Genomic DNA, 24537 nt, shown 5'->3' on the forward strand with positions numbered 1-24537 from the left:
GCAGCGGGTGCCCGCGGTGCAGCTCGTCGGTGCGGTAGGTGCAGACCAGCAGCAGCGGCGCGGCGCGGGCGGCCCGGACCAGGAAGCTGATCAGATCACGGGTGGACCGGTCGGCCCAGTGCAGGTCCTCGATGACCAGCGCCAGCGGCCGTTCCCCGGCGATCCTCGCGAACAGGTCGGCGACCAGGTCGAACAGGTAGCCACGCGGGGTGTCCGAGACGGGCAGCCCGGCGGGCGCGGCAGCCCCGGCCGGCACCCGGGCCAGCTCTGGCAGCAGCCGGGCGAACTCAGCCTCGTACCCGGCGAAGACGGCTGGGCCGTCGCGGCGCAGCACCTCGCGCAGCGCGGCGGCGAACGGCGCGAACGGCAGGCCGGCCTGGCCGAGCTCCAGGCACTGGCCGACCAGCACTCGCGCGTCGGCGGCGGTGACCAGGGCGCCGAACTCCTCCAGCAGCCGGGTCTTACCGACGCCGGCCTCCCCGCCGACGAGGACGGCGGTCGGCTCACCGCCGCGCACCCGGCCGAGCGCCTCACGCAGCCCGGCCAGTTCCTGCTGTCGGCCGACGAGAACGGTGCTGGCGGCACGTACGGTCACGCCGTCGAGCATGCCACGCCCCGCCCCCGTGCTGTCCCGGCCCATCGACCGGTCGCCCATCGCCCGGTCGCCCGCCGGCCCGTTGCCCGCCAGCCCGTCGCCCGCCGGCCCGGCCGCCCCCCGTGTCGGCCGGGCCGCCCCCGTGTCGGCCCGGCCGGGCGCGGCCAGCGCGGCGAACGTGGTCACCGCCGGCCGTCGACGGTGCGCGCGGCGTGGTGCCGCCGGCTCAGCCAGCCGCGCGGCTGTCGGCGGGGCAGCGACCGGGCGAGCCGGTCGCGGGCCGCGTCGGCCAGGAGCTCGGAGGCGTGGCTGCGGTGGATGGTGAGCAGCAGTTCTGCGTCGTTGCCGAACATCTCGGTTTCCCCTGTCGTGCGGTGTCGTTGTTGACACTGACTTTCCGCGCGAAGGTGGCCCCGGGGCATGGGTCCGCCGCCTGATCTTCGAACGCTCCCCCTCCTTACTCGGAGGCCTCAGGCGCTCGGCGGCGACGTAAGGTACTTAGCCGCGCGGCGGAGGTCCGGCCACGGATCAACGCGGCGCGGGGCGACCACTACACTCTGCGGCATGGCAAAGCCCCAGGAGAAGGTCTCGTTCGGCCAGCGGCTGAAGCAGATCGGGATGGTGTTCCGATTCACCGCCAAGCAGGACCGGTGGTTCGCGCCGCTGGCCGCGGCCGCGGTGCTGATTCCGCTCGCGCTCACGGTGGTCGCGGTCATTCTCTGGGGTTGGATCTGGCTGCCGATCGGTATCCTGTTCGCCCTGCTCGCCGTGCTGATCGTGCTCAACCTGCGGTCCAACAAGGCGATGATGAACGCCGCCGAGGGGCAGCCCGGCGCGGCGGCGCAGATCATGGAGAGCATGCGCGGCGACTGGCGGGTCACCCCGGCCGTCAGCTCCACCACCCAGATGGACATGGTGCACCTGGTGCTCGGCCGCCCCGGCGTGATCCTGCTGGCCGAGGGAAACCCGCAGCGGGTGCGCGGCCTGCTCGGTCAGGAGAAGCGCCGGCTCGCGAAGGTGATCGGCTCCGCCCCGCTGCACGACTACGTGATCGGCCAGGGTGAGGGCGAGCTGTCCATCCGCAAGCTGCGGATGACCCTGATGCGGCTGCCCCGCGCGCTCTCTCCGAAGGACGTCAACGCGCTCGACAAGCGGCTGAAGGCGCTCACCGCCCGTCCGCAGCTGCCGAAGGGCGCGATCCCGAAGAACATGCGCCCGCCGCGGGGCGCCTTCCGCCAGAGTCGCGGCCGCTGACCCTCGTGCAAGGAGGGGCCCCTTGTTAACACCCGTCTGTTAACAAGGGGCCCCTCCTTGCTTCTCAGCGGGGAGCGGCGGCGATGACCGCGCCGGTGAGCCGGTCGTGCAGGCCGCGACGGTGCTCATCCATGATCAGAGCGGGCACGACCAGGACGAGCAGCACGCCGCGCAGCAGCGCGCGGACCGGCCCGATCCGGCCGCCGTCCGACCAGGCCAGGCAGCGGATCCGCGTGATGTACATGCCGGGGGTCTGGGCGAAAAGGCCGAGGAAGAAGGCGTACTCGACGACCAGCACCACCACCGGGGGCCAGCCGTCCCGGGCCGGGCTGGCGAAGAGGCCGGAAGCGAGCAGGCAGAGCACCCAGTCGATGACCAGCGCGCCGAACCGGCGGCCGAGGCTGGGGGGCGTGAAGGCGGGATCCGTGGCGGGCGGCACCGGCACGGTGGCGGTAGTGGTCACAGCGGTCAAGGGTAGTCACGCCCTCGCCGGAGCCGTTGGCACCGCGGCGGGCAGGGGTGCCGGTCACGGCCCGGTACGCCGGTTCAGCACCCGCCGAGGAATCGGACGAAAGACTCCATCAGCATCACGCGGCGGCACAGCGGGCGGGTTGACGGTGGCTGAGCGGGGTAGATGACGCTCCGCGAGGGACGTAACAAGGCGGAAACAGCGGAGACACGGCCGGGCAACCCCGCCGCCATACCGTCGCCAGGAGCCAGCCACCGGAGTGAGCCTGCCAGGAGGACACGTGTTCGCCAATCCCGAGGAACTCCTGCGATACCTCAAGAACGAGGACGTGAAGTTCGTCGACGTACGTTTCTGTGACCTGCCCGGCGTGATGCAGCACTTCAACCTGCCGGTCGAGTCGTTCGACGACAGCGTCTTCACCGACGGCCTCGCGTTCGACGGATCGTCGATCCGCGGCTTCCAGGCGATCCACGAGTCGGACATGCTCCTGCTCCCGGACGTCGCGACGGCCTTCGTCGACCCGTTCCGCACGCACAAGACCCTCGCGCTCAACTTCTTCATCCACGACCCGTTCACCCGGGAGGCCTACTCCCGTGACCCACGGAACGTGGCGAAGAAGGCCGAGGCGTACCTGGCGGCGAGCGGTATCGCCGACACCGCGTACTTCGGCGCGGAGGCGGAGTTCTACATCTTCGACTCCATCCGCCACGAGACGTCCGCGCACCAGTCGTTCTACTACATCGACTCGGTGGAAGGCGCCTGGAACAGCGGCCGCGAGGAGGACGGCGGCAACCGCGGTTACAAGACCCCGTACAAGGGTGGTTACTTCCCGGTGCCGCCGGTCGACCACTTCGCCGACCTGCGCGACAAGATCGTCCGCCGGCTGGTGGACCAGGGCTTCGTCGTGGAGCGCTCGCACCACGAGGTCGGCACCGCCGGCCAATCGGAGATCAACTACCGATTCTCCACCCTGCTGCACGCCGCCGACCAGATGCAGCTGTTCAAATACATCGTGAAGAACGAGGTCTGGGCCGACGGCCGGACCGCGACCTTCATGCCGAAACCGCTCTTCGGCGACAACGGCTCGGGCATGCACACCCACCAGAGCCTCTGGCTGGGCGGCGAGCCGCTGTTCTACGACGAGACCGGCTACGCCGGCCTGTCCGACATGGCCCGCTGGTACATCGGCGGCCTGCTGCACCACGCGCCGTCGCTGCTGGCCTTCACCAACCCGACGATCAACTCGTTCCGCCGTCTGGTGCCGGGCTTCGAGGCGCCGGTCAACCTGGTCTACTCGCAGCGCAACCGCTCCGCCTGCACCCGCATCCCGGTCACCGGCAGCAACGCCAAGGCCAAGCGGGTCGAGTTCCGGGTTCCGGACCCGTCCAGCAACCCGTATCTCGCCTTCTCCGCGATGCTGATGGCCGGCCTGGACGGCGTCAAGAACAAGATCGAACCGCCGGCGCCGATCGACAAGGACCTGTACGATCTGCCGCCGGAGGAGTGGGGCGACGTCAAACAGGTCCCGGGCTCGCTGCCGGAGGTGCTCGACGCGCTCGAGGCCGACCACGACTACCTGCTCGACGGCGGCGTCTTCACGCCGGACCTGATCTCCACCTGGGTGGAGTGGAAGCGGACCAACGAGGTCGACCCGGTGCGCCTGCGCCCGACCCCGCACGAGTTCGCCATGTACTTCGACTGCTGAGTCTCGAACGGTCGGGCCGGGCTCCGCGACAGCGGGGCCCGGCCCGACCGTTCACGTACGCAGCCTCAGCGGGCACGTCGCGCCCGGGCCGCCCGCAGCGCCCCGATCAGCACCGCCACGACCAGCGCGGTCATCAGGATCGCCCCCGGCGCCTTGGTGAACCGGGCCAGGTTGGCGCCGTCGGGCAGGGTGAGGCAGGAGGCCACCGCGCAGGGCGCCACGAACCAGACCGTCCGGGCCACCGACACCGTCGCCACCGCGAGCATCGCCAGGGGCCAGGTCGCGTACCAGGGGTGGAAGACCGGGGCGAGCAGCACGGTGGCGGCCAGTGCCAGGCCCGCCCCGGTCAGCGTCACCCGAGGCCGGGCCACGGCCAGTCGGGCCACCCGCTGGCGTACGTCATCCAGCCGGCGCAGCGCCGTCCAGGCCCGCCACCAGAGCGCCACCAACAGCACCGCCAGCACCGCCAGCGCGACCACCCGGACCACCGGTACGGCCTGCGGCTCCCGGCCGAACAGGCGGCCGACGTAGTTGATCACGAAACCGACCGCGGTCGGCGGCGAGGTCCACTGCTGCGTCTCGCCGCTGTGCGACAGGGCACCCACCCAGCCCAGGCCCAGCCCGGTCGCCAGCGAGCCGACCACCAGCGCCGCCACCACTCCCCCGGCCAGCCAGCCGGCGTCCCGAAGCAGGGCCCGCACGGTGTAGCGGCCCAGCACCGCGGCGAGCGCGGCGAAGGGGAGCACCACCACCGCGAACGCCTTCACCGCCACCGCCAGCCCCAGCAGCACCCCGGCCACCAGCAGCGCCCGCGGTTTGCCGGGCCGGCGCACCAGCACCAGCAGGCCGAGCAGAAGCAGGCCGAGCCCGACCGCGTCGTTGTGCGCGCCGGCCACCAGATGCACCCCGACGAGCGGGCAGGCCAGCGCCAGCCAGGCCGCCCGCCGGGTCGGCACTCCGACCGCAGCGGCCAGCCCGGGCACGCAGAGCGCAGCCAGCAGCACCCCGCCCAGCGCGACCACCCGCAGCAGCACGATCGTCCCGGTCAGGCCGCCCCCGATCGCCACCGCCAGACCCGCCAGCAGGACGAAGAACGGCCCGTACGGTGCCGCGGTGTCCCGCCAGATCGGCGACACCGTGTCGGTCCACGGGCAGCCGGCGGCGGCCACCCCGACCTGGTACGGATCGACGCCGTGCGTCCAGGACCAGCCCTGGCAGGCGTACGAGTAGATGTCCCGGCTGTTCATCGGCGGCGCGGCCAGCAGCGGCAGCAGCCAGAGCCCGGCGGTCAGGTACGCCCACCGGGTCGACGGCGCGCCCCAGCGCAGCGACCACCAGGCGCCCACGAGCAGGACCGTGCCGGCGAGCCAGCAGCCGAGCACCGCCGGCCCGTGCGGGGCCCGCCAGATGTCGACGAGACTGCTGTTGGCGGACGCGCCGGGCAGCGCCCCGCCCAGCCAGCCGGCGACGGCCAGCAGCACGGCCCCGCTGAGGCCGCCATAGCGAACGACGGTGGGAGCGACGGGCCGAACCGGCCCGTCGCTCCCACTCACCGGATTTTCTCCTCAGTCGACGGGGGCTGGCTGACGGTCGGCCCGAACCGACCGTGGTTGGTCGGCCCGAACCGACCGTACCAACCAAACCGCCACCACCATCACCAACAGGGTCATCAACGGCGCGCCGGGCATCTTGCTGTATCGGGGCAAACCGGTGCCATCCGGAAGGACCATGAAAAAAGTGACCAGCGCGACCAGCGCGAACCAGCCGGTCCGCCGAGAGGTCGCGGCGAGCACGACCAGCGGCCAGGTCCAGTACCAGGGGTGGAACAGCGGGGAGAGCGCGACCGTCGCGGCCAGCGCCAGGCCGGCATGCCAGAACGGGTCCCGGTGGCGGGCCCGCCACCAGAGCCAGACCAGCAGCACCGCGAGCACCAGCATCGCGAGCGCCCGGGTCGCCGGCAGCGCGTCCACGTGCGCGCCGAAGATCACCGCGAGGTAGCCGATGGTCTGCCCGACCGCGGTCGGCGGCGAACTCCAGGCGACCACCAGCCCGCCCTGCTCCAGCCCGCTGATGAAACCGAGGCCCAGACCCGCGGCCACGGTCGCCCCGATCAGCGCGGCGAGCGACCCGCCGACCACCCACCCGCCGTCGCGGACCAGCGCCCGGATCCGGTACGGCCCGACGATTGCGGCCAGCGCCGCGAAGGGCACCACGACCAGCGCGGTGACCTTGATCGCAGCGGCCAGCCCGAGCAGCAGCCCGCCACCGAGCAGCGGCAGTGTGCGGCCCGGCCGGGCGGCCACCACCGCCAGCCCGGCGGCGAGCAGGCCCACCATGATCGCGTCGTTGTGCGCGCCGCCGATCAGGTGCACAGGCACCAGCGGGCAGGCCAGCGCCAGCCAGAGCGCCCGCTGCGGCGGCACCCCGCACCGGCGGGCCAGCACCGGCAGGGAGACCGCGGTCAGCGCCACCCCGGCCACCGCGAGCGCCCGGAACAGCACGACGCTGGCGAACAGCGACCCCGCGGCGGTCACGATCGACCCGCTGATCATCACGAAGAGCGGACCGTACGGTGCCGGGGTGTCCCGCCAGATGTAGGAGATGGTGTCCAGCCACGGGCAGGGCAGGGCGGACACACCCTGTTCGTACGGGTTGATCCCGGCGGCGTAGCTGGCGCCCTGGCAGGAGTACGCGTACGCGTCGCGGCTGCCCAGCGGCGGCGCGATCAGCATCGGCAGCAGCCAGAGCGCGATCGTGACCAGCACCCAGCGGGTCGACGGCAACCGGTCGCGCAGCGACCACCAGGCCCAGGCCAGCAACGCGGTGCCGACCAGCCAGGTAGCGATGATCAACGGCCCATTCGGGCCCTGCCAGATGCTGAGCGGAGTGGGGCGCAGGTTCCCGTGCGGCAGCGCGCCGCCGAGGAAGGCGGCCACGGTGAGTAGCACCGAACCCGCCAGGCCGATCCAACGTGAGAGTGGGTGAGGCACGCCAGACATGCTGCCAGTACGGTGGTTCGCGTTCAGGAGGTGGGGCATGCGGGACAAACAGGCGGTGGCGGTGTGCGCTGCGTCCGCATTCGTCCTCGGTGTGCTTCAACTCACGCTACCCGCGACCGGTTCGGACCTGTCCGCCCAGGTGGCCCGCGCCGGCTTCTTCGCCGCCCATGGGCCGGCACCGGTCGACCTGAGCTGGTACGGCGGCGTCCATCCGTGGGGCTACAGCCTCCTCTCGCCGCCGCTGATGGCCCTGCTCGGGGTACGCCTCACCGGCGCGCTCGCGCTGCTCGCCGCGGCAACCGCGTTCGCGGCGCTGCTGGTCCGCGCCCGGGTGCCCCGGCCCCTGCTCGGCGGCCTGGTCGGCGTGCTCACCATCGCCGGCAACCTGCTCTCCGGCCGGGTGACGTACGCCCTCGGGGTCGCCTTCGGGTTGGCCGCGCTGGTGGCGCTCACCCTGCCGGCTGCCCGGCGCTCCTGGTGGCCGCGCGGCGTGCTGGCCGGTCTGGCGGCCCTGCTCGCCTCGGCGGCCAGCCCGGTGGCCGGGCTCTTCGTCGGCCTGGCCGGCGTCGCGCTGCTGCTCACCCGCCGGTACGCCGACGGCCTGCTGCTCGCCGCGCCCGCCGCCGCGCCGCTGGCGGTGACCGGGCTGCTCTTCGGCGAGGGCGGCTGGATGAACATCAGCCGCACCGACACCGTGCACGCGGTGGTGACCAGCCTGCTGGTGGCCGCGCTAGTGGGATACCGGCCGGTGCGGGTGGGTGCGCTGCTGTCGGCGGCCGGGGTGCTGGCCGCGGCGCTGCTGCACACCCCGGTCGGGCTGAACGCCACCCGCCTCGTGGTGATGTTCGCCCTGCCGGTGCTGGCCGCTACCGCGCGCCTTCCCCGGCGGGTGTCCGGCGCGGCGGCCCTGGCCGTGCTGCTGGCGGCGGTGTGCTGGTGGCAGCCGCCCGTGGTCACCGCCGACCTGCGCGGCGCGGGCGACCCCAGCGCCGATCCGGCGTACTTCGCGCCGCTCCGCGCCGAGCTGGCCCGGCGCGGGCTGACCGGCCGGGTGGAGGTGCCACCGACCCGCAACTACTGGGAGGCGGCCCACCTCGGCGAGGTCCCGCTGGCCCGGGGCTGGCTACGGCAGGCCGACATCGCCCGCAACCCGCTCTTCTTCACCACCGTCCCGGGCGCCACCGGCACCGGCGTACCGCTCACCGCGGCGAGCTACCACGCCTGGCTGGCCGACAACGCGGTGCAGTACGTCGCCGTCCCCGACGCCAAGCTGTCCTGGGTCAGTCGGCCCGAGGCCGAGCTGATCGCGGCCGGCCTGCCGTATCTCACCGAGGTCTGGTCGAACCCGCACTGGCGGCTGTACGCGGTGACCGATCCGACTCCGCTGGTGGGCGCCCCCGGCGAGCTGGTCCGGCAGGACGCCGCCTCGGTGACCTTCCGCGTCCCCGGCCCCGCCACGGTGCCGGTCCGGGTCCGTCACGACCGCTGGCTGACCGTCTCCGGCGGCGCGGCGCTCACCGCCGACGGCGAGTGGACGGCGGTGACTGTGCCCCGCGCCGGCACGTACCAGCTCGGAAGCTGACCCGGCCCGCGTGCGCAGGGGGTTCTTCAACCGCTACGAAATTGATGACGTAAACGATTCACCTCGATCGCCCTGCCCGGCAGCCGCATCGGCGATCCATCCACGTCATCAAGTTCGTAGGCGCGTAAGGGGACATGCCGGCCCAGGCCAGGGTGCGCCTCAGGCGGGAACGTCCAGCACCCGCTCCATTGCGGCGCGGGAGCGCCGGCCGGTCCGCAGGTAGTCGTCGAGGAACTCGCCCGGGTCGTCGCGGTCGAGCAGGCGCACCACCCCGGCCAGCTCCACCCCGTGCCGGGGCAGCTGATCCCCAGCCCGGCCGCGGATCAGCATCAGCGCGTTGCGGACCTGCGCCGCGAGGGTCCAGCCGGCGGCCATCGCCGCCGCGTCGTCCGGCTCGACCAGGCCGGCGTCGCGGGCGGCGGCGAGGGCGTCGAGGGTACGCGTGCCGCGCAGCTCGGGCAGCCGGTCGGCGTGCTGGAGCTGGAGCAGCTGCACCGCCCACTCGACGTCGGCGAGGCCACCCCGGCCAAGCTTGGTGTGGGTGGCCGGGTCGGCACCCCGGGGCAGCCGCTCGGTCTCCACCCGGGCCTTGATCCGACGGATCTCCACCACCTGCTCGCGGGTCAGCCCGCCGGCCGGGTACCGGACCGGGTCGATCATCGCCTCGAACTCGGCGCCCAGGTCGGCGTCCCCGCACACGAAGCGGGCCCGCAGCAGCGCCTGCGCCTCCCACACCTTCGACCAGCGGAGGTAGTACTGGGCGTACGCGGCGAGGCTGCGGACCAGCGGGCCCTGCCGCCCCTCGGGGCGCAGGTCGGCGTCGACCCCGAGCGGCGGGTCGGGGGCCGGCGCGGAGAGCAGCCGGCGCAGCTCCTCGGCGATCGCCTGGGCCGCCGACCCGGCCGCCTTCTCGTCCACGCCGGGCGGCGGGTCGTAGACGAAGAGCACGTCGGCGTCGGAAAGGTAGTTGGACTCGTAGCCGCCGAGCCGGCCCAGGCCGATCACCGCGAACCGCAGCCCGGGCGGCGCCGGCCGGGCGGCCCGGGCGGCCCGCAGCGCGGCCGCCAGGGTGGCGTCGGCGACGTCGGACAGGGCGGTGCCGACCGCGGTGACGTCGGCGAGGGCCGGGGTGGGGGCGAGCGACCCGGCCCGGCTCAGCACGTCGGCGCAGGCGAGGCGGACCAGTTCCCGGCGGCGCAGCGCGCGGACCGCCCGAATAGCCTCGACCGGGTCGCCGTGCCGGGCCGCCGCCGCGGTGAAACCCTCGCCGAGCACGCTACGGCCCCGTGGGGTCAGCTCGGCGTCCTCGGCCAGCAGCCGCAGCGCCTCCGGCTCGCGGGCCAGCAGGTCGGCGGCGTACCGGGAGGAGGACAGCACCCGGGCCAGCCGGCGGGCCACCGGGCCGGTGTCCCGCAGCAGCCGCAGATACCAGGGGGTACGGCCGAGCTTCTCCGAGACCTGCCGGTAGTTGAGCAGCCCCCGGTCCGGTTCCGGCGCGTCGGCGAACTCGCTGAGCAGCACCGGCAGCAGGGTGCGCTGGATCGCGGCGGTCCGGCTCACCCCGCCGGTGAGGGCCTGGAGGTGGCGCAGCGCGCCGGCCGGGTCGGCGAAGCCGAGGATCTCCAGCCGGTGCCGGGCCGCCTCCGGGGTGAGCCGCAGCCCCTCGGCGGGCACCCGGGCCACCGACTCCAGCAGCGGCCGGTAGAGCAGCTTCGCGTGCAGTCGGCGTACCTCGGTGGCGTGGGCGATCCACTCGGCGCGGAACTCCTCGACGGCGCTGCGGCCCGGGGTGGCCTGGTAGCCGAGCGCGGCGGCCAGCCAGCGCAGCGCGGCCGGCTCGGCCGGCACGGTGTGGGTGCGGCGCAGGCCCTGGAGCTGAAGCCGGTGCTCGACGCCGCGCAGGAAGCGGTAGCCGGCCAGCAGCGCCTCCCCGTCGGCCCGACCGACGTAGCCGCCGGCGACCAGGGCGCGCAGCGCGGGGATGGTGCCCGACGCCCGCAGCGACTCGTCGCCCCGGCCGTGCACCAGCTGGAGCAGCTGGACCGCGAATTCGATGTCGCGCAGCCCGCCCGGGCCGCGCTTGATCTCGCGTTCCAGCTCCTTCGGCGGGATGTTGTCGATGATCTTCCGGCGCATCGCCCGGACGTCCTCGACCGCCTCCGGCCGCTCCGCGGCGGTCCACACCAGCGGCGCGAGCGCGCCGATCCACTCCCGGGCGAGATCCAGGTCACCGGCCGCCGGCCGGGCCTTCAGCAGCGCCTGGAACTCCCAGGTGCGGGCCCAGCGGCGGTAGTAGGCCAGGTGGCTGGCGAGGCTGCGCACCAGCGGCCCGCGGCTGCCCTCCGGCCGCAGCGCCGCGTCGACCGGCCAGGCGACCAGCCCGCAGATGTGGATCAGCCGGGTGGCGACCAGCGTCGCGGCGGGCAGATCGTCGTCGGCGGCGGCGACGAAGATGACGTCCACGTCGGAGACGTAGTTCAGCTCCTCCCCGCCGCACTTGCCCATCGCCACCACGGCCAGCCGGGGCCGGGGGGTGCCTTGCGGCAGCTCGTCCACGGCGAGCTCGTACGCGGCGGCGAGGGTGACGTCGGCGAGCCCGGAGAGCGCGGCCATGGTCTGCTCCAGCCCGCGCCCGCCGGTCAGGTCCGCCGCCGCGATCCGCAACAGCGCCAGCCGGTACGCCTGGCGCAGCACCGGGACCGGGTCGGTGGCGGGGGTCAGCCGGGCGGCGGCGGCCAGGTCCAGCCGGCCGTCGGCGTCGGGCGCGAGCCCGTCCGGCCCGGTGGCCAGCACCGTCCACTGGCCCGGATTGGCGACCAGGTGGTCGCCGAGCGCGGCGGAGGCGCCGAGCACGGCGACCAGACGTCGGCGCAGCCCCGGGTCGGCGGCCAGCGCGGCGAGCACCGACGGACGGTCCGCGGTGCGGCGTTCCGCCTCGACGAGGCGGTGCAGCTGACGCAGCGCCAGGTCCGGGTCGGCGGCCCGGGAGAGGGCGACCAGCAGCTCGGCGGCCCGTTCGTCGGTCGGTTCCTGGAGGTCCGGCCGCCACAGGCCGAGCCCGTCCGGGCCGAGCAGGTCGGCGGCCCGCGCCCGGCCGTCGCCCTCGGCGAAGCCGTACCGGGCGAGGCGTCCCCTGCTCGGCCGGGTCATCTCAGTGGCCGAGCAACGGCAGGCTGCGGCGGGGTGCGTCGTCGTCCAGCTCACCGAGGGCGAGGGCGGCGAACCGGACCGCGAACGGCTGCCACACCTCCTCGACGTCGACCATCACCCGGTCGCAGGCGGCCACCACCAGCTCCGGGTCGTAGCCCAGCTCGGCCAGGAGCGTCGAGTCGCGGGCCCAGTCGGCGATCATCGCGGTGTCGCACTCGATGTGGAACTGCAGCCCCCAGGCCCGGTCACCGAGGCGGAACGCCTGATGCGGGTAGCGGGTGGAGGCGGCGAGCAGGGTGGCCCCGTGCGGCAGCTCGGTGATTTCGTCGGTGTGCCACTGGAACACGTCCGGCATCAACGGCACGTACCGGAAGAGCGGGTCGGTGTCGGCGGCGTCCCGCTTGCCCACGACTGTGGGCCCGACCTCCGGCCCGGACGGGCTCCGCTCGACCTGCCCGGCGTGGGCGGTGGCCAGCAGTTGCGCCCCGAGGCAGACCCCGAGGGTGGGGATCCGCTGCCGGACCGCCTTGCGCAGCAGCCCCTCCAGGGCGGGGAACCAGGGCGCGCCGGGGCTGCCGTCGGGCAGCGGGTACGCCTGCTGCTCGCCGCCGAGCACCACCAGCGCGGCGTACCCGTCGAGGTCGGCGGGGAGCGCGTCGCCGGCGTGCGGGCGCAGCACCCGCAGCTCGACACCCCCCTCGGTGAGCCACTCCCCCAGTCGGCGGAGGTCGTCGGTCGGGTCGTTCTCGATCACCAGCGCGGTCGCCACGACGTCGAGGCTATCGGGTGTGCCGGTGGACGTCGGGAAGGGCTCACTAAGCTCCCGCTGTGGCCACCGACGACTCCCTGCGCCCACCGGTCCTGCGTCCCGGCGACCCGGTGATGCTGGTGTCCCCCTCTGGTCCGACCCGGCCGGAACGGGTGGCCCGCGGCATCGAGCTGCTGACCGGCTGGGGGTTGCGCCCGGTGCTGGCGCCGAACGCGTACGCCCGGCGGGGCTACCTGGCCGGCGACGACGAGCTGCGGGCCGCCGACCTGAACGCCGCCCTCGCCGACCCGGCGGTACGCGGGGTGATCTGCACCCGGGGCGGCTACGGCGCGCAGCGGGTGGTGGACCTGCTCGACATGGATGCGGTACGCCGGGACCCGAAGGTGGTGGCCGGCTTCTCCGACATCACCGCGTTGCAGTTCGCGCTCTGGCGGGGCGCCCGGCTGGCCGGCGTGCACGGCCCGGGGGCGGCGTGGCTGGACGATCGCACCCCGCCCCGCTCGGCGGAGTCGCTGCACGCCGCGCTGATGACCACCGAACCGGTGACGGTCGCCGCCGTCGAGGCGGAGGAGACGTACCCGGTCCGGGTGCCCGGTCGGGCCGAGGGCCGGCTGCTCGGCGGCAACCTCTGCCTGATCACCGCCTCGATCGGTACCCCGGACATGCCGGACCTGACCGGGGCGGTGCTGTTGATCGAGGAGGTGCAGGAGCCGCCGTACAAGGTCGACCGGATGCTCACCCAGCTGCGCCGCTGCGGCGCCCTCGCCGGGGTCGCCGGCGTTGCGGTGGGCCAGTTCACCGAGTGCGCGGACGGCTGGGACACCACGGTCGCGGACGTGCTGACCGAGCGCCTGAGCGACCTCGGCGTGCCGGTCCTCGGCGGCCTGCCGATCGGCCACGGCGTCGGCCAGCTCACCGTTCCCGTGGGCACCCCCGCCGTCCTCGACGCGGACGCCGGCACCTTGACGGTCTCCCCCGCCGTGCGCTGAGAGTGGCCTACCTCACCGAAAAACCGCATCTCTGGGCAAAAACCCCGCCACGTTTACTGGGGTTGGGCCGGGTTTTCAGCGGGCTGACAGGATCGGGACGGGTTTTCTTCAGGAACTACAGTCACTGTCGGTCACGTCATCGCACCACCACCGATCAGACGGAGGACTGATGTCCCGCATCTCTAAGAAGCACATGCTGGCCGGCCTCGCCGCCGCCGGAGTGCTCAGCGTGGGGATCGCCGCACCCGCGGTGGCGTTCGCGGACAACAAGCCCGCTTCGACGCCGAGCGCGGCCGGCACCCAGGGCGCCGAGCACCAGCGGCCCGACCGACAGGCGAAGTTCGCCGAGGAGCTCGCCAAGGAGCTGGGCGTCTCGACCGAGAAGGTGACCGACGCCCTGAACAAGGTCCGCGCCGAGCACAAGGCCGACCGGCCGGAGCGCCCGTCCGCCGCGGACCGGCAGGCGAAGCAGCAGGAGCGGCAGGCGAAGCTGCAGGAGCGGCTGCAGAACCGGCTGGACCAGGCTGTGAAGGACGGCAAGCTCACCCAGGCCGAGGCCGACGCCATCATGAAGGCGGTCAAGTCCGGCGTCTTCCAGGGCCTGGGTGGCGAACACTTCCGCGGCCACTGGGGCCCGGGGGCCAAGCCGGGCAAGTGACCGGGCAGCCCCGCCGGTAGCGCTGCGGACCGCGTCCGCCCTGGCAAAATCGCCGGGGCGGACGCGGTTCCGTTTCACCGCAGGTACGGCCCGTCCGCGCCGATCTTCCCGGGTGCCGGGTTGCCGGGCAGGTCGAGCACGTAGACCCGCAGGTTGCCCTTGCCGCTGACGGCGGCGGTGAGGCTGCCGTTGGTGACCGTCCGCACGTCCCCGGTGATGGCGTCGACGTAGCGGCCGTTGGGTACGCCGCTGAAGGTGGCGCCGCCGGAGACGGTGACCAACGCGAAGCTGTCCACCGCGCCCTGGGTGAACCGCCGCTTGTACGCCAGGGTGTTCCCGCTGATCCCGTCGGTCGAATACTGCCCCTTCTGCAGGGCGGGGACGGCCCGACGGATCCGGTTGAGCCGCTGCACGTGCTTCGCCAGCGGCTGGCTCAGCGTGGTCGCCACCGCCCCGCTGGCCGAACCGACCACCCCGAAGTCGGTGGCGGTGACGCTGCCGGCGAGGCGGTCGCCGTAGTACGCCCGGCCGGTGGTGGCCAGCGGGCAGCTCGGCCCGCAGTCGATCCGGGCCCCCTTCTGAAACTCGATCTCGGAGCCGTAGTAGAGCGTCGGGACGCCCCGGAACGTCCACATCAAGCTCATGTTCTCCGCCCAGGCGTCGGTGCCGCCGGCGTAGCGGGTGGAGGACTTGTTCGGCCCGTAGTCGTGGCTGTCGACATAGACCACGTTGTACGTGGCGTCGTTGTAGCTGTCGTCGGAGTCCTTGCCGTTGAGGAACGCGTTCGTCGCGTCACCGAAGTTCATGTGCATCCGCATGTCGATGACGTTCATGCCGGAAAACCTCGAGTGGTCCGGGGCGTGGTAGGCGTTGCCGCGCAGGAAGGCGTTGTCGCTGACCGGCTGGCCGGACGGGCCGAGGAGTTGCTCGTAGTCGTACTGCTCGATCGCGGCCCGGACGTCGTCCGGGCTGTATTCCTTGCGCTCCTTCCAGGTGAAGAACTGCGCCGAGTGGTTGACCGAGCCACGGTTCCACTTGTCGTTGACGAACGCGGCGACCTCGCCGAAGACGTAGAAGTCGCGACCCTTCTCGCCGAACCGCGCGACCGCGTGCTGCTGGATGGCGGGCAGGAAGCGCCGGTTCCAGGTGACCCGGGGGATGTGCACCGCGGTGTCGATCCGGAAGCCGTCCACCCCCATGTCGATGTACCGGTTGTACGCGTTGATCAGGTACTGCTGCACGGCGGCGTTCTCGGTGTTGAGGTCGGCCAGGTCCTCGTGCAGCCAGCAACTGCGGGCGTCCTCGCCCTCCCAGTTGCCGATCCAGCACTGGTGGTAGAGGTCGGCGGGGAAGAGCCGGCTGGTCGGCAGGGGCCACTGGCAGTTGTAGATGGTGTAACCCTCCTGGCTTCGCGCCCCGGTCGGGGTGCCCCAGTTGAGGCACTGGTTGCCGGTCGGCGCGGTCGAGGACCACAGGTCACCGTTGTACGGCCGGCCCTTGGCCTTGGCGTTCTGCGCCGGCGTCAGTGCCGGGTCGTTCCCGGTGGCCTCGACCATCGGGTCGTACGCCCGGCCGGCCTGCGGCTGGTCGTAGTACCACTTCCACTGGTCGTCGCGGACGCCGTAGACGGTGGGCACGAAGAGGCCCTTGGCACCCCAGCGGGAGCTGTGGTTGTCGACCACGTCCTGGAAGATCTTGATGCCCTTGGCGTGGGCCTTGTTGATCAGATCCTGGTAGGACGCGCCGGAGCTCTCCAGGCGCGGGTCGAGCCGATAGAAATCCCAGCCGTGGTAACCATGGTAGTCGTAGTCGGAGCGGTTGAGCACCACCGGGGTGATCCAGATGGCCGAGAAGCCCAGCCCCTTGATGTAGTCCAGCTTGTCGATCAGCCCCTTGAAGTCGCCCCGGAACATCGGGTCGTTGTTGGCCGCGTTGCCCGAGGACACGTGCTGGCTGCCGCCCCGATTGTTGGTGCTGTCGCCGTCGGCGAACCGGGCGGTCAGCACGAAGTAGATGCTGTCCTCGCGCGGGTCGCCGCCGAGCGGCGCGCCGCCGACCGGGGCGCTCCCGGTGGTCGCGGAGGCCGGCGCGCTCGCCGCCGACCGGTTGCCGGCCGCGTCGACCGCCCGCACCGTCCAGGTGTACGTCGTGCTCGGCGCGAGGTCGTACGCCACGTACCGGGTGGTGGTGCTGGTGACCGTGGTGCCGCCGCCGGTGCCCCCGGTGCGGGTCAGCTCGTACCCGGTGACGCCCCGGTCGTCGGTGGCGGCCGTCCAGGTGAGGATGACCGACAGCCCGTCGGCGATCGCGGTGAGCCCGCCCGGCGTCGAGGGCGGCGTGGTGTCGCGTACGCACGGGTCGGCGGCGTTGGCGGTGACCACGCCGCCCTCGACGGTGCTGCGTCCGGTGCCGATGCGGTAGTCGGCGGTGTTGTTGTTGTCCCAGACACCAGCGTTGTTGTTGAACGCGGCGGTCAACCCGGTGGCGGTGCCGAGGTCGACGACCCGGCGCGCCCAACCGGCGCAGACCACCTCCATGGGCAGCCCCGGCGCGGTGGTCCACACCCCGCCGTTGGGCTGGTAGTGGATGTTCGCGGTGGTCCAGCCGCGCGGGGTGAGGTGGTACCAGACCTCGGCGGTGTTGCCGGTGCCGCCGGCCGCGCAGGGGTCGCCGGCGCCGATCCGCCCGGCGGCGACGGTGACCGTGCCGGTGCCGAGCCGGTAGTTCGCCCCGTTGTTGTTGTCCCAGACGCCGCTGCCGTTGGTGAAGACCACCTGGAGGCCGGTAGCGGCGCCGAGGTCGATGGTCTTGCGCCGCCAGCCGGTGCAGGCGCTGTCCATCGGCACCCCCGGCACCGGGGTCCAGGCCTGGCCGTCGATGCCGTAGTGGATGTTGACCGACGTGCCCCAGGCGGTCGGCGGCTGGTAGTAGACGGTCACGGTGTTGGCCGCGGCGGCAGCGGTGACCGGCAGCAGCGCGGTGACCAGGCCGGCGACGAGCGCGAGCGCGCCCCACCGGCGTCGGATGGTGGTGGTTGTCCGCCTCATGGTGACTCTCCTGACACCCGCGCCCGTCCGGCGGGCGCAAGAGGATGAAGGCGCTGCAAAAACTTACAGCCTTCAATGTCAGGAAGTTACCAGCTTCAATTGCTGGAAACCAGCGATTCGCAATCGATGCACATGGATCTTCGCGGCGTCACCCCTGAAAGGGCTTTCGCCTGGCGGAAACTCTTCCGAAGCTGGTACGCGCTCAGAGCGACAGGTAGCGCTGCCGCTCGTACGGGGTGACCTCGCGGCGGTACTGCTCCCACTCGGACCGCTTGTTACGCAGGAAGAAGTCGAAGACGTGCTCGCCGAGCACCTCGGCGACCAGTTCCGACCCGGACATCACGTCGATCGCCTCGGCCAGGTTCTCCGGCAGCGCCTGGTAGCCCATCGCCCGGCGCTCGGCGCTGCTCAGCGACCAGACGTCGTCCTCGGCGCCCGGGGGCAGCTCGTACCCCTCCTCGATGCCCTTCAGGCCGGCGCCGAGCATGACCGCGAAGGCCAGGTAGGGGTTGGTCGCCGAGTCCAGCGAGCGCACCTCCACCCGGGCCGAGTTCGGCTTGCCGTAGGCGGGCACCCGGACCAGCGCGGACCGGTTGAGGTGACCCCAGCAGACGTACGCCGGGCTTTCGGTTATCCGGTCCGGCAGCGCCAACGGGAAGAGCCGCTTGTATGAGTTCACCCACTGGTTGGTGACCGCGGTGTACTCCCGGGCGTGGGTGAGCAGCCCGGCGATGAACGACTTCGCCACCTTGGACAGCTTCATCGGGTCGCCGGCGTCGTGGAACGCGTTGCGCTCCCCCTCGAACAACGACAGGTGGGTGTGCATGCCGCTGCCCGGCTGGTCGGTGAAGGGCTTCGGCATGAAGCTGGCCTGCACGCCGGTGGAGAGGGCCACCTCCTTGACCACGTGCCGGAAGGTCATGATGTTGTCGGCGGTGGTCAGCGCGTCGGCGTAGCGCAGGTCGATCTCCTGCTGGCCGGGGGCCACCTCGTGGTGGCTGTATTCCACCGAGATGCCGATCCGTTCCAGCGCCAGCACCGCCTGCCGGCGGAAGTCCCGGGCCACCGCGTGGGTGGTGTGCTCGAAGTAGCCGCCGGTGTCCACCGGCGTCGGCACCGAGCCGTCCGGCGCGCCGTCTTCCAGCAGGAAGAATTCGATCTCGGGGTGGGTGTAGAAGGTGAAGCCCTTCTCGGCGGCCCGGGACAGGGCCCGGCGCAGCACGTGCCGCGGGTCGGCCCAGGACGGGCTGCCGTCGGGGAGCAGGATGTCGCAGAACATTCGGGCGCTCTCGCCGCTGGCCCCGCCCTCGAAGGGAAAGACCTGGAAGGTGGTGGGGTCGGGCATGGCCACCATGTCGGATTCGAAGACCCGGGCGAAGCCCTCGATCGCCGAGCCGTCGAAGCCGATGCCCTCGTCGAAGGCCGCCTCCAGCTCGGCGGGGGCCACCGACACGCTCTTGAGCGTGCCGAGCACGTCGGTGAACCACAGCCGGACGAACCGGATGTCCCGCTCTTCCAGCGTACGGAGGACGAACTCCTGCTGACGGTTCACTTCCACCGTTACCTTTCGTGCGGCGCCGACCAGCGCATGACGGCAGTCTCCACCGACCTCGTTACGCCGACGTTACGCGACCGTCCCGCGTACGTGCTGCCCTGACCGTGCGGGTCTGCCACGTCCCGTCGGGTTCGGCCCAGCCCGCTGGGGCAAGATGAGGGACATGCCCACCCTGCGTCTCGCCCTGTGCCAGGTCGACCCGACCGTCGGCGACCTCACCGGCAACGCCGACCTGGTCCGCGCCTGGTCCCGCCGGGCCGCCGACGCCGGCGCTCAGCTCGCGCTCTTTCCGGAGCTGGTGCTGACCGGCTACCCGGTCGAGGACCTGGTCTTCCGCCGGTCCTTCATCGCCGCGTCGAGGGCTGCGCTGGACCGGCTCGCCGCCGACCTGGCCGCCGACGGGCTCGGCGAGTTGCCCGTCCTGGTCGGCTACCTGGACGCGGACGGCCCACCGCAGGTCAGCTCCGACGCCGAGCCGGGCCGGGGCACCCGCAACGCCGCCGCGCTGCTGCACCGCGGCGGCGTGGTGGCCCGGTACTTCAAGCATCACCTGCCCAACTACGGCGTCTTCGACGAAGATCGCTACTTCGTCCCCGGCGACACCCTCAACGTGGTGCGGGTCGGCGGGGTGGACGTGGCGCTGACCATCTGCGAGGACCTCTGGCAGGCCGGCGGCCCGTTCGCGGTGGCCCGGCAGGCCGGCGTCGGGCTGGTGCTCACCATCAACGGCTCACCGTACGAGCTGAACAAGGACGACATCCGGCTGCCGCTGGTCCGCCGCCGGGCCGCCGAGGCCGGTGCCACCGTCGCGTACGTGAACATGATCGGCGGTCAGGACGAGCTGCTCTTCGACGGCGACTCGATGATCGTCGGCGCGGACGGCGCGCTGCTGGCCCGGGCCCCGCAGTTCGTCGAGCACCTGCTGCTGCACGACGTCGACCTGCCCGTCGCGCGGGAGCCCGTCGGCGGCGACGGGGAGCTGGCCGACGGGATGCGGGTGGTCCGGGCCGAGATCGACGGCATCCCGCCGGCCCCGGCCGGGGAGCCCGCAATCGGTGGGATCTCCGCGCCGGTCGCCGACGAGGCGGAGGTGTGGCAGGCCCTGGTGCTGGGCCTGCGCGACTACGTCAACAAGAACCGTTTCCCGTCGGTGGTGCTCGGCCTCTCCGGCGGCATCGACTCGGCGGTGGCGGCGGCCATCGCGGTGGACGCGCTCGGCCCCGACCGGGTCGTCGGGGTGTCGCTGCCCAGCCAGCATTCCTCCGAGCACTCCCGTGCGGATGCCGAGGACCTGGCCAAGCGGACCGGCCTGGACTACCGGATCCAGCCGATCCAGCCGATGGTGGACACGTTCCTGGCCAACATGTCGCTCTCCGGCTTGGCCGTGGAGAACCTCCAGGCCCGGGTACGCGGCGTGATCCTGATGGCGCTGTCGAACCAGGAGGGCCACCTGGTCCTCACCACCGGCAACAAGAGCGAGCTGGCCGTCGGCTACTCCACTCTCTACGGCGATTCGGTCGGCGGCTACAACCCGGTGAAGGACGTCTGGAAGACGCGGATCTGGCGGCTGGCCAGGTGGCGCAACGCCGACGCCGAGCGCCGCGGCGAGACCCCGCCGATCCCGGAGAACTCGATCGGCAAGCCGCCCTCGGCGGAGCTGAGCCCCGGCCAGCTCGACAGCGACACCCTGCCCGACTACGACGTCCTCGACCCGATCCTGATCGGCTACGTCGACGGCGACCTGGGCCGGGACGGCCTGATCGAGTCCGGCCACGACCCGGCCGTCGTGGACCGGGTGCTGCGGATGGTGGATACCGCCGAGTACAAGCGGCGGCAGTCCGCCCCCGGCACGAAGATCTCCATGAAGGCGTTCGGGCGGGACCGTCGCCTGCCGATCACCAACCGCTGGCGCGAGCACGGCTGACCGGGCCGTCGCGCCCGGCGGGACGTGACATCTTCCACTCCGCTCTGCCGCCGGCCGGTCTGCCGGTGCGACGATCGCGGCAGAACCCGGGGACCGCGAGCGCGGCCTCGAGGAAGGAGACAGTCATGGTGGAGTCCACCCCGACCGAGGTGACCGCCCTCTACGGCGGGCCGGTTACCCGGCGGGTCCGTACCCGCGATCTGCTCACCGCCAAGGAGCGCGGCGAGCGCTGGGCGATGCTCACCTCGTACGACCAGTACACCGCCTCGATCTTCGACCAGGCGGGGATTCCGGTGCTGCTGGTCGGCGACTCGGCGGCGAACAACGTGTTCGGCTACGAGACCACCCTGCCGGTGACGGCCGGGGAGCTGCTGCCCCTGGTTCGGGCCGTGGTGCGGGCGACGAAGCACTCGCTGATCGTCGGCGACCTGCCCTTCGGCTCGTACGAGGAGGGGCCGACGCAGGCGCTGCGCACCGCGGTGCGGTTCATGAAGGAGGGCGGCTGCCACGCCGTCAAGCTGGAGGGCGGCCGGCGCTGCGCGGCGCAGATCGAGGCGATCGTCGGGGCCGGCATCCCGGTGATGGCGCACATCGGCTTCACCCCGCAGAGCGAGCACACCCTGGGTGGCTACCGGGTGCAGGGCCGCGGCGACACCGCCGAGGAGGTGATCGCGGACGCCCGGGCGGTCGCCGACGCGGGGGCGTTCGCGGTGGTGCTGGAGATGGTGCCCGGTGAGGTGGCCAAGCGGATCACCGCCGAGCTGCGGATCCCGACGGTGGGCATCGGCGCCGGCCCGGACACCGACGCCCAGGTGCTGGTCTGGCAGGACATGGCCGGGCTGCGCACCGGCAAGGCGCCGCGCTTCGTCAAGCGCTACGCCGACCTGGCCGGGGCGCTGACCGACGCCACCCGCCGCTTCGCCGACGAGGTGCGCGGCGGCGAGTTCCCCGCCACCGAGCACACCTTCTGAGTACGCCGGGCGGTGCGGCTTCCGGGCCGCACCGCCCGCATTTCACAGTCAGACCACGCAGAACTCGTTGCCCTCCGGGTCGGCCAGTTGGACCGCGTAGTGGTCGTTCTCCGGCGCGTCCATCCCGCCGAGCACCCGCGCTCCGAGCGGCAGCAGCCGGGCCACCTCGGCGTCGACCCGGGACCGTCGCTCAGGGAGGGGCACCGCACGCCCGCCGCCGACCCTCAGGTCGATGTGCAGTCGGTTTTTGATCTCCTTCGGCTCGGGCACCGGCTGGAACCAGATCCGGGGCCCGGCCCCGGTGGGGTCCTCCAGGCGGTCCGCGCAGTCGCCCGCGCCGAGCTCCTCGGCGGGGATGCCGACGGACAGATACCAGTCGCGCCAGCTGGTGTGCCCCTCCGGTGGTGGCTGCGGCCGGTAGCGCAACGCCTCCGCCCAGAACTCGACGAGCCGCCCCGGCTCCCTGCAATCGATAGTCAGCTGCCACTCCATCCCGCGATGGTGCCAGAGGGGTGGGACAACCGGCGATTCAGAGATCGGTGACGCGGATGCCGGCGTGGGCCTTGTAGCGCTTGTTGATCGCGATCAGGTTGGCGGTGAACGCCTCGATCTGGTGGGCGTTGCGCAGCCGGCCGGCGTAGATGCCCCGCATGCCGGGGATCCGGGCGGCGAGCGCGGCGACCACGCCGACCAACTCCCGGTCCTCGGTGCAGATCAGCACGTCCAGGTCGATCCGGTCGATCTCCGGGTCGGCCAGCAGCGGCGCGCTGACGTGGTTGAACGCGGCGCAGACCCGGGAGTCGGGCAGCATCCCGGCGGCCTGCTGCACGGCACTGCCCTCGGCGACGGGCAGCGCGTAGGGGCCCTGCTTGTCGAAGCCCAGCGGGTTGACGCAGTCGACCACGATCTTGCCGGCGAGCGGCTCGGCCAGGGCGGCGACGGTGGCGGCGTGCCCGTCCCACGGCACCGCGATGATCACCACGTCGCTGCGGCGGGCCACGTCGTCGTTGTCCGCACCGGACAGCGTCGTGCCGGCCGGAACGCCGGGCAGCGCGGCGATCTCGGCGGCGGCCTGCGCCGCCCGATCGGCGGAGCGGGAGCCGATCAGCACGGTCTGCCCGGCCCGGGCGAACCGGTAGGCGAGCCCTCGCCCCTGATCCCCCGTCCCCCCGATGATCCCGACAATCAATCCGGAAACATCCGGCAGTGCAGTCGCGTCGTAAGCCATGCCGGTCATCCTCGCAAAGGGCACAACTTCCCGGAAGTTGTGGCCTCGGCGCGCGTGGAGGGGACAACTTCCGGGAAGTTGCGCAGATCTTGAGAATCAGGAGATGCGGCGCGGGGTCAGGCGCGTTCGAAGAGGACCTTGCGGTGGGTGGGGTCGGCCGAGACCAGGCGGACCGGGACGCGCTCGCCGAGCGGCAGCTCACCGTCGCATCGGGCGCGGACCGGCGGCTCGTCCAGGGCGATCATGCCGCCAGGCCGCCGCACCGGCTTCACGGGACCATTGCCCGAGGGCCGATCCGGCTCGGCGCCGGCCCCCGGCTGCCGGGGCACCTCGGCGGTCGGCCGTGGGGCGTCCACCTCCAACACCGCCGCCTCGAACGTCTCCCCCACCCGGTGTTCCAGCAGCACCGCCTCGGCCAGGTCGATCGCGCCCCGGGTCGCCGCCGACGCGGTCCGGTCAGTGCTCCTCATCACCTCCGGCAGCCTCGGCAACGCGGCGCGGGCCCAGTCGGGCACCTCCCGGCCCTCGTGCAGGGCCAGGCAGACCTCCGTCGCGTACCGGTCGGCCAGCCGGCGCAGCGGCGCCGTGACATGGGCGTACGCCGCCGCCACCCCGCCGTGCCCCGGCTGCTCGGGCAACTGCCCGTCGAAGGCGGTGTACGCGGCCCCGCGCATCAGCTCGGCCGCTTGGTCGATGAAGGCCGCCGCGCGAGGCTGGGAAGCGTCCAGCCCGACGAGCACCTCGCCCACCGACATCCCCGCCGGCCAGTGCACGCCGAGCGGGCCGGCGGCCAACCGCAGCCGGTCGACCGCCTCCGGCTTCGGCGCGGGCATCGTACGCAGCAGCCCGATCCGGCCGGCGAGCATGATGTCGGCGGCGGCCATCCCGGTCAGCAGGGAAATCTGGGCGTTGTGGTCCTCCATCGGGCCGGGCCCGCGCAGCACCAGCCGCCAACCGTCGCCGTCCGGCTCGACGTCCTGCTCGGGCAGGGGCAGGTTGATCGCGCCCCGACGCAGCCCACGCGCGGTGAGCAGGGCGCCGATCTCGGGCAGCAGGGCGATCGGCTCGGGCAGGCGACCGGCGTCGGCGGCGAACTGCACGCCGACGTAGTCGAGCTTGGCCCGGCTGCGCACCCGGGCGCGTTCCAGCGCGACGGCCACGGTGCCGCCGTCGGCGTCCAGGTCGATGGTCCAGACCACCGCCGCCCGGTCGGCGTCCGGCAGCAGGCTCGCCGCCCCCTCGCTGAGCGTGTGCGGGTGCAGCGGCACATTGCCGTCGGGCAGGTAGACGGTCTGCCCCCGACGCCAGGTCTCCTCCTCCAGCGCGCCGCCGGGGCGTACACAGGTGGCGACGTCGGCGATCGCGTACCGTACCCGGAAGCCGCCACCGGGACGGCGGCTGAGATGCATGGCCTGGTCGAGGTCGCGCGACGCCGCCGGGTCGAGGGTGACGAACGGGATGTCGGTCCGGTCGGCGACGGCCGGCAGCGGCGCGGTCGCCGCCTCCTCCGCCTCGCGCTGCGCCGCGGCCGGGAAGCTCTCGGGCAGTCCCAGCTCACGGCGCAGCGCGCCGAAGTCGATGCGGGGCGCCAGTACGCGTCGGATCACCACAGCGTCAATCCTGACAGCGCGGCGCGTGATCC

18 protein-coding genes and 1 pseudogene are annotated in these 24537 nt (G+C 72.8%); 7 read left to right on the top strand and 12 right to left on the bottom strand.

The features are described 5' to 3' along the window. Positions 1 to 55: 55 nt before the first annotated feature. Together ABZ671_RS11195 and ABZ671_RS11200 are read right to left on the bottom strand one after the other, a co-directional pair. Positions 56 to 655 (bottom strand): annotated as a pseudogene (locus tag ABZ671_RS11195) (AAA family ATPase); the annotation flags it as partial. 122 nt (positions 656 to 777) lie between these two features. Next, positions 778 to 948, bottom strand: coding sequence for a hypothetical protein (locus ABZ671_RS11200; protein ID WP_357854941.1), 171 nt, complete (start codon positions 946 to 948; stop codon positions 778 to 780). Positions 949 to 1159: 211 nt separating this feature from the next. Here ABZ671_RS11200 and ABZ671_RS11205 point away from each other — a divergent pair, with 211 nt between their 5' ends. Further along, the gene (locus tag ABZ671_RS11205; protein ID WP_357854944.1) at positions 1160 to 1849 is read left to right on the top strand and encodes a DUF4191 domain-containing protein; all 690 of its coding nucleotides are present in this window, start codon (positions 1160 to 1162) and stop codon (positions 1847 to 1849) included. Positions 1850 to 1913: 64 nt separating this feature from the next. Here ABZ671_RS11205 and ABZ671_RS11210 read toward each other — a convergent pair whose 3' ends face one another. After that, positions 1914 to 2294: an RDD family protein gene (locus ABZ671_RS11210; protein ID WP_357855303.1), complete on the bottom strand. Its 381-nt coding sequence runs from the start codon at positions 2292 to 2294 to the stop codon at positions 1914 to 1916. Between the two features lie 304 nt (positions 2295 to 2598). Here ABZ671_RS11210 and glnA (ABZ671_RS11215) point away from each other — a divergent pair, with 304 nt between their 5' ends. Next, entirely contained in the window at positions 2599 to 4023 is a 1425-nt protein-coding gene (gene glnA / locus ABZ671_RS11215; RefSeq protein ID WP_357854947.1) for a type I glutamate--ammonia ligase, read from the top strand. A gap of 65 nt (positions 4024 to 4088) precedes the next feature. On the opposite strand, the gene mptB (ABZ671_RS11220) is transcribed toward glnA (ABZ671_RS11215), so the two are convergent. Both mptB (ABZ671_RS11220) and mptB (ABZ671_RS11225) read right to left on the bottom strand, forming a co-directional pair. Further along, positions 4089 to 5576 carry a polyprenol phosphomannose-dependent alpha 1,6 mannosyltransferase MptB gene (gene mptB / locus ABZ671_RS11220; RefSeq protein ID WP_357854950.1) on the bottom strand — a complete coding sequence of 496 codons (1488 nt, stop codon included), beginning with the start codon at positions 5574 to 5576 and terminating at the stop codon, positions 4089 to 4091. 12 nt (positions 5577 to 5588) lie between these two features. Beyond that, positions 5589 to 7013, bottom strand: coding sequence for a polyprenol phosphomannose-dependent alpha 1,6 mannosyltransferase MptB (gene mptB, locus ABZ671_RS11225; RefSeq protein ID WP_357854953.1), 1425 nt, complete (start codon positions 7011 to 7013; stop codon positions 5589 to 5591). A gap of 46 nt (positions 7014 to 7059) precedes the next feature. Here mptB (ABZ671_RS11225) and ABZ671_RS11230 point away from each other — a divergent pair, with 46 nt between their 5' ends. Then, positions 7060 to 8604, top strand: a complete 1545-nt coding sequence (locus ABZ671_RS11230; RefSeq protein ID WP_357854956.1) for a hypothetical protein — start codon at positions 7060 to 7062, stop codon at positions 8602 to 8604. A 159-nt stretch (positions 8605 to 8763) separates the two neighbouring features. Here ABZ671_RS11230 and ABZ671_RS11235 read toward each other — a convergent pair whose 3' ends face one another. Both ABZ671_RS11235 and ABZ671_RS11240 read right to left on the bottom strand, forming a co-directional pair. Then, positions 8764 to 11754, bottom strand: coding sequence for a bifunctional [glutamine synthetase] adenylyltransferase/[glutamine synthetase]-adenylyl-L-tyrosine phosphorylase (locus ABZ671_RS11235; RefSeq protein ID WP_357854959.1), 2991 nt, complete (start codon positions 11752 to 11754; stop codon positions 8764 to 8766). Between the two features lies 1 nt (position 11755). After that, on the bottom strand, positions 11756 to 12523 hold the full coding sequence (locus tag ABZ671_RS11240) for a type 1 glutamine amidotransferase (RefSeq protein ID WP_357854962.1): 768 nt from the start codon (positions 12521 to 12523) through the stop codon (positions 11756 to 11758). A gap of 59 nt (positions 12524 to 12582) precedes the next feature. Between ABZ671_RS11240 and ABZ671_RS11245 the strand changes: the two genes are divergently transcribed. Both ABZ671_RS11245 and ABZ671_RS11250 read left to right on the top strand, forming a co-directional pair. Further along, positions 12583 to 13512, top strand: a complete 930-nt coding sequence (locus tag ABZ671_RS11245) for an LD-carboxypeptidase (RefSeq protein ID WP_357854965.1) — start codon at positions 12583 to 12585, stop codon at positions 13510 to 13512. A 169-nt stretch (positions 13513 to 13681) separates the two neighbouring features. Next, entirely contained in the window at positions 13682 to 14170 is a 489-nt protein-coding gene (locus ABZ671_RS11250) for a hypothetical protein (RefSeq protein WP_357854967.1), read from the top strand. A 74-nt stretch (positions 14171 to 14244) separates the two neighbouring features. On the opposite strand, the gene ABZ671_RS11255 is transcribed toward ABZ671_RS11250, so the two are convergent. Together ABZ671_RS11255 and glnA (ABZ671_RS11260) are read right to left on the bottom strand one after the other, a co-directional pair. Beyond that, a complete protein-coding gene (locus ABZ671_RS11255) occupies positions 14245 to 17217 on the bottom strand; it encodes a carbohydrate binding domain-containing protein (protein WP_357854970.1) in 2973 nt (990 codons plus the stop codon). A 202-nt stretch (positions 17218 to 17419) separates the two neighbouring features. Then, the gene (gene glnA, locus ABZ671_RS11260; protein WP_357854973.1) at positions 17420 to 18769 is read right to left on the bottom strand and encodes a type I glutamate--ammonia ligase; all 1350 of its coding nucleotides are present in this window, start codon (positions 18767 to 18769) and stop codon (positions 17420 to 17422) included. Positions 18770 to 18935: 166 nt separating this feature from the next. Here glnA (ABZ671_RS11260) and ABZ671_RS11265 point away from each other — a divergent pair, with 166 nt between their 5' ends. Together ABZ671_RS11265 and panB are read left to right on the top strand one after the other, a co-directional pair. Next, positions 18936 to 20696 carry an NAD+ synthase gene (locus tag ABZ671_RS11265; protein ID WP_357854976.1) on the top strand — a complete coding sequence of 587 codons (1761 nt, stop codon included), beginning with the start codon at positions 18936 to 18938 and terminating at the stop codon, positions 20694 to 20696. Positions 20697 to 20821: 125 nt separating this feature from the next. Further along, positions 20822 to 21667, top strand: a complete 846-nt coding sequence (gene panB / locus ABZ671_RS11270) for a 3-methyl-2-oxobutanoate hydroxymethyltransferase (protein WP_357854979.1) — start codon at positions 20822 to 20824, stop codon at positions 21665 to 21667. A gap of 48 nt (positions 21668 to 21715) precedes the next feature. Here the strand turns inward: panB and ABZ671_RS11275 are convergent, their stop codons facing one another. The 3 genes from ABZ671_RS11275 to ABZ671_RS11285 all read right to left on the bottom strand — a co-directional run bounded on the left by ABZ671_RS11275 (position 21716) and on the right by ABZ671_RS11285 (position 24505). Continuing rightward, positions 21716 to 22159 carry a VOC family protein gene (locus ABZ671_RS11275; protein ID WP_357854982.1) on the bottom strand — a complete coding sequence of 148 codons (444 nt, stop codon included), beginning with the start codon at positions 22157 to 22159 and terminating at the stop codon, positions 21716 to 21718. Positions 22160 to 22196: 37 nt separating this feature from the next. Next, the gene (gene npdG, locus ABZ671_RS11280; protein WP_357854985.1) at positions 22197 to 22895 is read right to left on the bottom strand and encodes an NADPH-dependent F420 reductase; all 699 of its coding nucleotides are present in this window, start codon (positions 22893 to 22895) and stop codon (positions 22197 to 22199) included. Positions 22896 to 23011: 116 nt separating this feature from the next. Beyond that, on the bottom strand, positions 23012 to 24505 hold the full coding sequence (locus ABZ671_RS11285) for an RNB domain-containing ribonuclease (RefSeq protein WP_357854988.1): 1494 nt from the start codon (positions 24503 to 24505) through the stop codon (positions 23012 to 23014). Between the last annotated feature and the right edge of the window lie 32 nt (positions 24506 to 24537).

Origin of the sequence: Micromonospora sp. NPDC006766, assembly GCF_040636055.1 — a bacterium.
In the GTDB taxonomy this organism is placed as follows: Bacteria; Actinomycetota; Actinomycetes; order Mycobacteriales; family Micromonosporaceae; genus Micromonospora.